This window comes from Arthrobacter sp. AG258 (assembly GCF_004364695.1).
In the GTDB taxonomy this organism is placed as follows: Bacteria; Actinomycetota; Actinomycetes; order Actinomycetales; family Micrococcaceae; genus Arthrobacter.
In genome coordinates this window covers 214,757-225,631 of sequence record NZ_SOBI01000008.1, presented here as the reverse complement: position 1 = coordinate 225,631, position 10,875 = coordinate 214,757, and the positions used below count along the sequence as shown (strand labels likewise).

The 10,875-nt window shown below is 66.3% G+C and carries 8 protein-coding genes, 1 tRNA gene and 1 pseudogene; 9 read left to right on the top strand and 1 reads right to left on the bottom strand.

The window, feature by feature from the left end:
• Both DFO47_RS21360 and DFO47_RS17315 read left to right on the top strand, forming a co-directional pair.
• Positions 1 to 94, top strand: a pseudogene (locus DFO47_RS21360) (mandelate racemase/muconate lactonizing enzyme family protein); the annotation flags it as partial.
• Between the two features lie 9 nt (positions 95 to 103).
• Positions 104 to 835: an FCD domain-containing protein gene (locus DFO47_RS17315; protein ID WP_133832430.1), complete on the top strand. Its 732-nt coding sequence runs from the start codon at positions 104 to 106 to the stop codon at positions 833 to 835.
• Between the two features lie 107 nt (positions 836 to 942).
• Here DFO47_RS17315 and DFO47_RS17310 read toward each other — a convergent pair.
• Positions 943 to 1,025 (bottom strand) — tRNA-Leu (locus DFO47_RS17310).
• A gap of 396 nt (positions 1,026 to 1,421) precedes the next feature.
• On the opposite strand from DFO47_RS17310, the gene DFO47_RS17305 reads away from it, so the two are divergent.
• Genes DFO47_RS17305 through pknB form a run of 7 tightly spaced genes read left to right on the top strand, consistent with a single transcriptional unit; the run spans position 1,422 to position 10,875 of the window.
• The gene (locus DFO47_RS17305; RefSeq protein WP_018762788.1) at positions 1,422 to 2,171 is read left to right on the top strand and encodes a DUF3662 and FHA domain-containing protein; all 750 of its coding nucleotides are present in this window, start codon (positions 1,422 to 1,424) and stop codon (positions 2,169 to 2,171) included.
• Complete coding sequence (locus tag DFO47_RS17300) at positions 2,168 to 2,650, top strand: FHA domain-containing protein (RefSeq protein ID WP_018762789.1); 483 nt, start codon at positions 2,168 to 2,170, stop codon at positions 2,648 to 2,650. The genes DFO47_RS17305 and DFO47_RS17300 overlap by 4 nt, the downstream gene beginning before the upstream one ends.
• Positions 2,651 to 2,709: 59 nt before the next feature.
• Positions 2,710 to 4,350 (top strand): PP2C family serine/threonine-protein phosphatase, encoded by a 1,641-nt coding sequence (locus DFO47_RS17295; protein WP_133832440.1) that lies wholly within the window; start codon positions 2,710 to 2,712, stop codon positions 4,348 to 4,350.
• A complete protein-coding gene (locus tag DFO47_RS17290; RefSeq protein WP_018762791.1) occupies positions 4,347 to 5,744 on the top strand; it encodes an FtsW/RodA/SpoVE family cell cycle protein in 1,398 nt (465 codons plus the stop codon). Before DFO47_RS17295 ends, DFO47_RS17290 begins: the two co-directional genes overlap by 4 nt.
• Entirely contained in the window at positions 5,741 to 7,201 is a 1,461-nt protein-coding gene (locus DFO47_RS17285; RefSeq protein ID WP_133832429.1) for a penicillin-binding protein 2, read from the top strand. The genes DFO47_RS17290 and DFO47_RS17285 overlap by 4 nt, the downstream gene beginning before the upstream one ends.
• Positions 7,198 to 8,913, top strand: a complete 1,716-nt coding sequence (locus DFO47_RS17280) for a serine/threonine-protein kinase (RefSeq protein WP_133832428.1) — start codon at positions 7,198 to 7,200, stop codon at positions 8,911 to 8,913. Before DFO47_RS17285 ends, DFO47_RS17280 begins: the two co-directional genes overlap by 4 nt.
• Before the next feature lie 15 nt (positions 8,914 to 8,928).
• A complete protein-coding gene (gene pknB / locus DFO47_RS17275) occupies positions 8,929 to 10,875 on the top strand; it encodes a Stk1 family PASTA domain-containing Ser/Thr kinase (RefSeq protein ID WP_026264869.1) in 1,947 nt (648 codons plus the stop codon).

The window sequence follows — 10,875 nt, the reverse complement described above, 5'->3', positions numbered from 1 at the left end:
CCGGATGATCGTCCCGGACCGCCCCGGCCTCGGCATCACCCTCAGCGACCAAGCCCGCGCCTGGACAACCGAAAGCGTGGCCTTCGGCGCGTAACCTTGACCCATGAGCCGGAACCTCACCGCGGATCTCGCCGCTGACCTTCGCAACCGCATCGTCGACGGTGTCATCCAGCCGGGCGAGAAGCTGCCCAGCGAAAACACGCTCATCAATGATTTCGGCGTCAGCCGCACGGTGGTGCGTGCAGCCCTGACAAGGCTGCAGGCCGAGGGACTCGTTGAAACCGAACGCGGACGCGGCAGTTTCGCCCTCACGCCGCCCTCGGACGCACCGCCGGCCATGCCGGGTGGACGCCCAGTGACCAGCACAGAGGACAGGCTCCACCTGCTGGAATTCCGCATGGGCGTGGAGACGGAGGCCGCGGCACTGGCGGCCCGCAACCGCACGGACAGGCAGTTGCGGGCCGTCGGCACCGCACTGGAAGCCTTTACCGAAAGCTCGGGCCACCCCGCCCACGCCATGAAGTCGGACTTCGAATTCCACCGGGCCGTGGCTGCGGCCTCCGGCAACCCCTATTACTCCGACTGCCTGGCAGCCCTGGGGCAGACCATGATCGCGATGCCCCGCACCCGCCTGATGACCGGCGTCGAGCATTATGCCCGGGACCATTTCGACCAGGTGGTGCTGGAACACCGCTCCATCCTGGAGGCCATCGCCGATGGTGACGAGGCGGCCGCGGCAGCTGCCATGCGGAGCCACCTGGCCAATTCACGACGCCGGTTCAAGGCGTCCGCGCGCCCGGCCGCGCAGCAGGACGCTTCGCCGCCGCATTCCTAAGCGTGTTCGCACACCCGCTCTTTATAGGGACGGATCCGCGAACCAGCCCATGAGCGGCCAGGAACGCAAAAAAGCCCCGGTCCAAGACCGGGGCTTTTCCATATGCGTGCGCGAGGGGGGATTTGAACCCCCACGCCCTTTCGGACACTGGCACCTGAAGCCAGCGCGTCTGCCGTTCCGCCACTCGCGCGCAACTTCTTCCACTCAGCCGGCGCGGATTTCCGTACCTGCACCTCGTAAAAGCAGCGAGATCAAGCATAACGGACACATGCGGCAAATTACCAATTGGCCGCCAGGCCGCCGCCTTCGGCACCCCCGGACCCGGCTGTCGGCAGCGCAAAAACTGCACCGGAACGGGCCTTCGACGCTGCCGAACGCCGGGCCGGCGCGAGGGACGCCCGGATGTGAAGACGAACTTTTGCCGCCGCCCGGCCGTTGTGGATTAAGGTCATTCACGGGGCTGGCCAGTAGTATCGGATACAGGAGCGGCTGCCGTCGGCAGCCACCCCACAATGCGGCGCACTGCACTGCAGGTGCTGGTCAGGAACAACGGCTTCCCTGGAACCGGGGGGAAAGGAGAAGAACCATGGGTCTGCTGGACAGGGTCGAACGCGGCATTGAAAAGGCCGTCCGCGGTGTCTTCTCCACCGGTTCCAAGGCCCAGGTCGAGCCCGTGGAGATTGCCAGCAGGCTCCGCCGCGAAGTGGACCACAAGGCCCTTACCGTGGCCGCAGGCCGCACATTGGTGCCCAACGTTTTCGATGTCCAGCTCAGCGATGAGGACTTCCGGCGGGCACAGGAGTGGGGCACTCCCCTCGCCGAAGAACTCTGCGACGTCGTCATCAACCATGTCCGCGGCCAGGGCTACATCCTCCAGGGGCCGGTCAGGATATCCTTTCGCCGGGAGTCCGGGCTTCGGGCCGGTGACTTCGAGATCGCTTCCTCGACCGAGAAATCCCAAGGTGCCCCGGCTCCTGCACCCGCCCAGGCGCGGCCCAATGTTCCCGCGGCACCGAGCCGGCAGCCGGCGAGGCTCCAGCCTGTGCTCGATATTGACGGCCAGCGTTATTCGCTGAACGCCCAGTCCATCATCCTGGGCCGGTCCTCCGAGGCAGACATCCACATCGAGGACACCGGTGTCTCGCGCCGCCACCTCGAAATCCGCACGGCCGACGGCGTAACGAATGCGGTGGACCTTGGTTCCACCAACGGCAGCTACGTCAACGGGCAGAGGGTCTCCGGAAGCACCGAACTCACGGACGGCTCCACCATCACGATGGGACGGACAAAGATTATCTTCCGCCTGCTTCCTGCCAGCCCGGGTGGCCGCGCATGAGCGACCTCACCATCACCGCGCTGCGGTTCGGCTTCCTGCTGCTCCTCTGGGTGCTCATCTTCAGCATCGTCTCGGCCATGCGCCGCGACCTCATGGTGGGCCGCAAGGCAGCTGCCGGCGCACCCACGGCACGCCAGGTCCGCCGTAACCCGGAACTGGCCGAACCGCTGCAACAGCCTGTGAAGCAGCAGGCCCGGCAGCTGGTCGTGGTGGAAGGCCCACTCAAGGGCAAAACCCTTCCCCTGGCCGCCAGCCCCATCCTCCTGGGACGCGCCCAGGAAGCCACCCTGGTCCTGGAGGACGATTACGCCTCCGGCCGCCACGCCAGGCTGTTCCCGCAGGGAAGCCGGTGGTTCATCGAAGATCTCGGCTCCACCAATGGAACATACCTGGGAGACCAGCAACTGACCCGCGCCTTGCCGGTTGAGCCAGGGGTACCCGTGAGAATCGGCAAGACGGTCATCGAATTGAGGCCGTAGCCGTGGCCGTCACTGAAAAAACCGCACCCGGACCCGATCCGGCGGAGCGGCCCCTCATCATGCGTTACGCAGCGCGTTCGGACGTGGGCCGTATCCGCTCCAAGAATGACGACTCCGCCTACGTGGGCCGGCACCTCGCGGTGGTGGCCGATGGCATGGGCGGGCACGCAGGTGGTGACGTCGCTTCCGCCGCCACCGTCCTGGACATGATCCACCTGGACCGGCCCGACTACGGCGACGATGCCGGCACCATCCTGGCCGACGAAATACAGACCGCCAACTCCCTGCTCTCCGAACTGGTGCACATCAACCCCAAGCTCGCGGGGATGGGCACCACCGTGACCGCCCTGCTGCTGGCCGGGGGGAAGCTGCACTTCGCCCACATCGGCGATTCCCGCGCCTACCGGCTCCGCGACGGAGAATTCAAGCAAGTCAGCGTAGACCACACCTTTGTCCAGCGGCTGATCGATGAGGGCCGCCTCCGGCCCGAGGAAGCCGAAACGCACCCGCACAAGAACGTCCTGATGCGCGTCCTGGGTGATGTCGACGCCAGCCCCGAGCTGGACCTGGACACACTGGAAGCGCGGCAGGGCGACCGCTGGCTGCTCTGCTCGGACGGACTGAACTACGTTGCAGGGCATGCCGTGGAACGGACAATCCGGGAAACCAAGGACCTGCGCGAGTGCGCGGAAACCCTGGTTGACCTGACCCTTGAGGCCGGATCCCCGGACAACGTCACCGTGGTGGTGCTGGACATCGTCCCGGAAACGGCCGACGACGTCAGCACGGCCGCCGTCGAGATCATCATGCCGCCGTCTGGCAGCATGCCCGCTGCCGCGGCAGCTGCCGGAGGGGCCGCCAAGCCTGCAGCCCCCGCTTCGGATCAAGCCAGGCAGGCTCCCGCGCCGCCGGACACCGGCACCGGCGACGATGCAAAGGAACCTACATCCACCGCAGCCGGCGACGGCGACGCCACTGACCCGGACTCACGTTCCGCCGAGCCCGGCAGCACGGACCCGCACTTGGGCGAACACCTGTCCGCCGAGGTCCTCCGCGAGGAGCTTGCCTCCCGCCCGCATGAACTGGTGGGTGCGGCTGCTTCCGCCGCGGAATCCGGGTCCATCCCCACGGTTGCCGGGCGCACCGTGGCCAGGCGCGCAGCAACATTGCTCACCCACAAAGCGGAACCGGCCGGCGACACCGCGGACACCCTTGTTCCGCTTCGTCCCCGCCGCTGGATCGCGTGGTCCGTTGCAGCCGCCGTGGTGGTCGTGGTGGCCATTGGCCTCTGGCTGGGCTATGCCTGGACTCAAACCCGCTATTACGTGGGCGAGTTTGATTCCCGGGTGGCCATCTACAACGGGGTTTCCCAGCGGCTTGGCCCCATCCAGCTCTCATCCCTCGAAGCCGTGACTGATATCCGGATGGATTCCCTGCCGCCCTTCTCGCAGCAGCGCGTCCGCCAAACCGTGCCGGCGAACGACCTCTACGACGCCCAGCGGATCGTCAAGAACCTCGAGCTGACGGGCAGCACGTCACCGGAAGAGGAATGCCCCAAGCCGTCCGCGTCCGCGTCGCCACCCGCACCAACCGACAGTGCGGCTCCTCCGCCGGCATCAGGCGCCCCCGTACCGGCGCCCACCCCGACGGCACCGTCACCATCTCCCACACCCACCATCACCTGCCAGGGGGCCAAATGAGCCAGGTCAACACCGCCCCCAAGCCCCGCCGCAACGTTGAACTCCTCCTGCTGCTGCTTGCCCTGACGGTGGGCATCGGCGCGAACATGCTGGTGGGTGTGGACCAGCAGAAGGCCTTTGACTCCGATTTCTGGTTCCAGTCAAGCCTGTTGGCCGCAGCATCCCTGGCGTTCCACGGCGTCCTGCGCTTCCGCGCGAAATATGCTGATCCGGTAATACTTCCACTGGTAGTTGCCCTGAACGGCCTGGGCCTGGCGATGATCCACCGGCTGGACCCTCCCGGCGGTGATACCGGGAACAACCAGCTCCGCTGGACCCTGATCGCCATGGCCGTGGCCATTGCAGTCATCTGGTTCCTCAAAGACCACAGGGTGCTGCGCCGGTTCACGTTTATTTCACTGGCGGCCAGTGCAGTCCTGCTGGTGCTCCCCCTGATTCCAGGCATCAGCGCCGGTGAAATCCTCGGTGCCCGCGTGTGGATCCGGATAGGTCCCATGACCTTCCAGCCCGGTGAAATCGCAAAGATCACCCTGGCGATCTTCTTTGCCGGCTATCTCTCCTCCAACCGGGACCTCATCCTGCTCGCAGGCCGCAAGGTGGGGCCGCTGCAGTTCCCGCGTTTCAAGGACCTCGGCCCCATGATCGCCGCCTGGCTGGTGAGCATTGGCGTCCTGGTCTTCCAGAGCGACCTTGGCTCCTCCGTCCTGTTCTTCGGCCTGTTCATCGTCATGATCTATGTGGCCACCAGCCGCATCAGCTGGGTCGTCATTGGCATGGCGCTGTTCCTGGGTGGCGGCCTCATCGCCTCGCAGGTTTTCTCCCATGTGGGCCTGCGGATCGACGGCTGGCTGAACGCCTTCACCGATGAGGTCTACGGGCGGCAATACGGCGGCAGCTTCCAGATCGTCGAGGGCCTCTTCGGCATGGCCAACGGCGGCCTGGTGGGTACCGGCCTGGGGCAGGGGCGCCCCGACCTGGTTCCGTTCGCCAACAGCGACATGATCATTGCCTCCCTGGGCGAGGAGCTGGGCCTGATCGGACTTTTCGCGGTGGTCCTGATGTACCTGCTGCTGTTCACCCGCGGGTTCCGGGCCGCCCTGGGTACCCGGGACGCCTTTGGAAAGTTGCTGGCCTGCGGACTGTCCTTCGCGGTGGCGCTTCAGTGCTTTGTGGTGATCGGCGGCGTCACGCGGCTGATTCCGCTGACCGGCCTCACCACGCCCTTCCTGGCTGCGGGAGGCTCGTCCCTGCTGGCCAACTGGATCATCGTGGGGCTGCTGCTGATGATCTCGCACACGGCCCGTGGGCCGGTTGACACCACTCCGCTGCCGCCGTCGGCCGGGTCCGAATCAACAGGTATTGATACTCCAACCGAGGCGGTGAAGCACGCATGAACCAGGCAATACGGCACTCATGGGTCGCGGCCATCGCAATGTTCGCCCTGATCTTCGGGGCCATCAGCTACGTGCAGGTGGTGGGCGCCGATGAGCTCAAGGACAACCCGTGGAACAAGCGCGCCATCCTCCAGACCTACTGCAATGACCGGGGTTCGATCATTGTGGGCGGAACTCCGGTGGCGGAGTCGGTGGAGAGCAACTCGGAAACCTGCAAATTCCAGCGCACGTACACCCAGCCCGAGCTGTATGCGGGACTGACCGGGTATTTCTCCCAGAACTACGGCGCCACCGGGCTGGAGCAGTCCATGGGGGCCGAACTGGCAGGCAACTCGGACCAGCTCTTCCTGGACCGCGTAGGCCAGCTCTTCCTGGGCAACCAGCCCAAGGGCGCGTCGGTGGAACTGACCATCGATCCACAGATCCAGCAGTTGGCCTACAGCCTCATCCCGGATGGCCAGCGCGGCTCGATCGTCGTCACCAATCCCAAGACGGGCGCCATCCTTGCGATGGTGTCCAAGCCGTCCTACAACCCGAACCTGGTGGCCACGCAGGATCCCACTGCGGAGAGCACCAACATCAACGAACTGGTCAAGGTGCCCGGCATTAACCTGAACCAGAACGTCAGCGGCCCCACCGGCGCGCTGCTCGCCCCGGGATCCGTTTTCAAGCTCGTGGACACGGCGGCCGCGCTTGCCTCGGGGAAATACAACAAGGACAGCGCGCTGCCCAATCCCGCTGAGATGCCATTTGACGGCATCCAGTACAAGCTGCCCAACTACGCCGGCGGCAACTGCTACACCAGGGACACCGCCACGTTCGCGTTCGCACTCCAGCAGTCCTGCAACACACCGTTCGCGAGCATCGCATTGGACCTTGGCCGCAACGCCATCGCCGACCAGGCTAAGAAGTTTGGGATTGGCGAGGATGTCGGGGACCAGCTCAAGCTCGGCCATGCCCAAGGCAACGTGTTCCCCGACAACCTGGACAAGCCCGGACTGGCCCAGTCCGCCATCGGCCAGAAGGACGTCCGGGTCACGCCGCTGCAGGTCAACATGATGACGAACGCCATCGCTAACGGCGGCGTCCAGATGGCGCCAAGCCTGGTCAAGACCCTGCGGTCCCCGGATCTGCGCGTCATTGACGAGCCCCAGCCGGCACAGCTCAGGACGTCCACCACCCCGGAAATCGCCAAGCAAATCACCGACTGGATGACCAGCGTGGTGACCGACGGCATCGCCAAGGGCGCGGCCGTCCCCGGGGTACAGGTCGCTGGCAAGACCGGCACCGCTGAACTCGGAAACGGAACCAACAACTCGTGGTTCACCGGGTTCGCCCCCGCTGATAACCCGAAGGTCAGCGTCACGATTGTCATGGAAGGCGTAGACATCTACGCGGGAGCAAAGCTGACCAGTCCCAACGCGAAGAAGATTTTTGAGGCGGTGTTGAATAAGTGAGGCCTACAACCGGAATCACCCTCGGCGGCAGATTCCAGCTGACCACGCGGATCGCGATCGGCGGTATGGGCGAAGTCTGGAAAGCCAAAGACCTCGTCCTGGGCCGCATCGTCGCGATCAAGGTGCTGAAGGAGGAGTACACCGGCGACCCCGGCTTCCTGCAGCGTTTCCGCGCCGAGGCCCGCCACACGGCCCTGCTGAACCACGTGGGCATCGCCAACGTCTTCGACTACGGCGAAGAGGAGGGCTCCGCCTACCTGGTCATGGAACTGGTTCCGGGGCAGCCGCTGAGCAGCATCATCGAGCACGAGCAGGTGCTTTCGCCGGACCGTACGCTCTCGATGATCGCCCAGACTGCCCGGGCCTTGGCCGTCGCGCACGCGCAGGGCCTGGTCCACCGCGACGTCAAGCCGGGAAACCTGCTGATCACCCCCGACGGCCGGGTCAAGGTGACCGATTTCGGCATCGCCCGCCTCGCCGACCAGGTCCCCCTGACCCAGACGGGCCAGGTCATGGGAACAGCGCAGTACCTGGCGCCGGAACAGGCCACCGGGCAGACCGCCACCGGTTCATCGGACATCTATTCCTTGGGCGTCATCGGCTACGAGTGCCTCACCGGACACCGGCCTTTCTCCGGTGAATCGCAGATCGCCATTGCCTTGGCCCAGGTGAACGATGCACCGCCACCGCTCCCGGAGTCTCTCCCCACCCCGGTCCGTGCGCTCCTGATGTCCATGCTGGCCAAGGATCCGAAGAACCGCCCGGCCAACGCCATCAAACTGGCCGAGGCCGCGGAGGCCATCCGGAACGGCGACATCAACGCAGCTCGCGCCGCCGTGCCGGGCATGCTGCTGTTCGATGCCGAGACCGGACCCATCACCGCCCCGGTGGACACAGCCACTGCTCCCACCGGCGTGATCGGCGCGCAGCGTGATTCCGCTCCCACCGCAACGTCGGCATTGCCGGTCCTGGGCGCCGGTGCCGCCGGTGCCGCGGCCGGGGTTGCTGCAGGCGCAGCGGCCGCCGGCGCGGACGGCCCGCAGGGGCATCTTGCGCGCGCCAACGCCCTGGCGGCGGAACGGAACTGGGACCAGGAGGAGGAGAGGTACGACGACGGCCCCGCCGACGAGCCGCGGCGCAAGGGCCGCAGTCCCTGGACCTGGCCTTTGGTCGCCCTAATCCTGCTGCTCCTGTTTGCCCTGGTGGGTTTCCTGTTGAACCAGGTGGGCCTCTTCTCGCCGGCCGGCAACCCGACGTCCGGCACCAGCACCAGCACCAGCAGCACCCCTTCCCCGTCGGCCACCCCAACCCGCACCACAGCGTCGGCCACGCCTACGCAGACCCGCAGCACACCAACGCCCACGCCCACGCCCACCCAGGACACGGTCAACGTGATTCCGGCGGCCTACCTGGGCAAGGATTACCGGCAGGTCCAGGCTTCGCTGGCCGGCCTGGGGCTCCAGGTGACGGTCCTGCCGCAGGAGAGCACCGCGACCCCGGGAACTGTCCTGGAGCTGAACCCCACCGGAACAGTGCCCAAGGGTTCGCTGATTACGGTCATCTACGCGACGGCTCCGAAACCCGCCCCCACCACGGCGGCCCCGACGCCGGCGCCCACCACCTCACCCGTGGCGGGGCCGACGCCCATCTCACCGCTGCCAACCTGTGCGGCCGGCCAAACGCCCGGAACGCCCCCTACCTGCACTCCCTGACCGCCGGGACCACCAGTGAATGAGTCATCACGCACACCGCTGCACCGGGAGGACAACGTCCCGGTGGATAACCGGCGTGTCCTGAGCGGCCGGTACGAGCTCGGCAGCCTCATTGGCCGCGGTGGCATGGCTGATGTCTACCGGGGAACAGATACCCGCCTCGGCAGGACCGTGGCCATCAAACTGCTGCGCCCGGACATGGCCAGGGACCCCCAGTTCCAGGCACGGTTCAAGCGCGAGGCCCAGGCGGTGGCTGCCTTGAACCATCCCTCCATCGTGGCCATCTTCGATACCGGCGAGCACCTGGTCCACGATGGCTCCGCCGAGGATGTGCGGGTGCCCTACATCGTGATGGAATTCGTTGAGGGCAAGACGCTGCGCGACATGATCCGCGCCAAGGAAGTGACCATAGATCACGCCATCGATTACTGCCTTGGGGTGCTGGCGGCCCTGGAATACAGCCACAAGGCCGGGATCGTTCACCGGGACATCAAACCGGCCAACGTGATGTACTGCCCCGGAACCAATTCGGTGAAAGTGATGGACTTCGGCATCGCACGGGCCATCGCTGATTCCTCCGCCACCATGACCCAGACCCAGGCGGTGGTGGGCACGGCGCAGTACCTGTCTCCGGAGCAGGCCAGGGGCGAAACTGTCGACGCCCGCAGCGACCTCTACTCCGCAGCGTGCCTGCTCTACGAAATGCTGACCTCCCGGCCGCCGTTCGTTGGGGACAGTCCGGTATCCGTGGCGTACCAGCACGTTCGGGAAATCGCCGATCCACCCAGCAGCCTGAACCCCGACGTTTCTCCCGCCTTGGATACGGTCATCGCCAAGGCCCTGCAGAAGAACCGCGACGACAGGTTCCAGGATGCCGCAGCTTTCCGGCGTGCCCTGCGGGCTGCGAAGGCCGGCGTGGCCGTTCCGGCCGTGGCGGCGTCGGAGGCGCCCACGGATCCCAACGACCATGTACCGGATGCCCAGCCGCGCACTGAGGCTTTCGCGGCAACGGGCGCAAGCTTCCTTGATGATGCTCCCACCGGGCGGCTGGCTGCCGCCGGCCTGTACCACGACGACGACCCGGCCGGTCCGCTGGAAGTGGCGGACGCGCACACAACGGCTGAGCCGCTCCCGCTCGGCCTCCCTCCGGAACGCGAGCCCAGCAGGCCGCAGAAGTCCCGTCGTCGTGCGTGGATTGCCACGCTGGTGATCTTCACCCTGCTGGTCCTGGCAGGGGCCGGCCTCTGGCTTTACGAAACAGTCAACCGGCCGGCGCCCGTGGCCAAGGTTCAGATACCTTCGGTGGCGGCCATGACGGAGAGCGCCGCGCTGCAGACGCTCTACAATGCGAACCTGCGTCCCAAGATCACCAGGCTTCAGAACGATACCGTTGCCAAGGGAACGGCCATCGGTACCGACCCTTCGGCCGGGGCGTCGATGGATCCAGGTGCCGAAGTGGTCCTGAACGTCTCGGATGGGCCCAGCGCGGTGAAGATTCCTGACAGCCTTCCGGGCAAGACCGAGGCTGCCGCACGCGACATCCTTCGCCAGGTGGGCCTGGTGGGCGCTCCATCGACCACCACGGCCAACAGCGCCACAGTGCCGGCGGGAATCGTCATTACGTCGAACCCGGCTCCCGGGCAGAGCGTCGGCGTGGGCACCAGCGTCGAGCTGGTGGTGTCCACGGGCAAGGTGGTGGTTCCAGAACTGCGGGGCCTCTCACGCGAGGAAGCCGAGGCCGCGCTGAAGGGGATCGGTTTGGTCCCCCTGGTGGTGGAGGTGGAGAACTCCCAGGTGGAACCGGGCAAGGTGACGGATCAAAGCGACCCCGTCAACGCCGCCGTCGAACAAGGAAAGACCATCACGGTGGTGGTTGCCAAGGCCCCCGCCCCGGCGCCGTCCCCGACGCCGACCCCCACCGACACGCCCACGCCCACGCCGAAGCCCACCAAGAAGGGCTGA

Coding starts and splice junctions, on each gene's coding strand:
- DFO47_RS17315 (WP_133832430.1), top strand. CDS start 104: ATGAGCCGGAACCTCACCGCGGATCTCGCCGCTGACCTTCGCAACCGC.
- DFO47_RS17305 (WP_018762788.1), top strand. CDS start 1,422: ATGGGTCTGCTGGACAGGGTCGAACGCGGCATTGAAAAGGCCGTCCGC.
- DFO47_RS17300 (WP_018762789.1), top strand. CDS start 2,168: ATGAGCGACCTCACCATCACCGCGCTGCGGTTCGGCTTCCTGCTGCTC.
- DFO47_RS17295 (WP_133832440.1), top strand. CDS start 2,710: ATGCGTTACGCAGCGCGTTCGGACGTGGGCCGTATCCGCTCCAAGAAT.
- DFO47_RS17290 (WP_018762791.1), top strand. CDS start 4,347: ATGAGCCAGGTCAACACCGCCCCCAAGCCCCGCCGCAACGTTGAACTC.
- DFO47_RS17285 (WP_133832429.1), top strand. CDS start 5,741: ATGAACCAGGCAATACGGCACTCATGGGTCGCGGCCATCGCAATGTTC.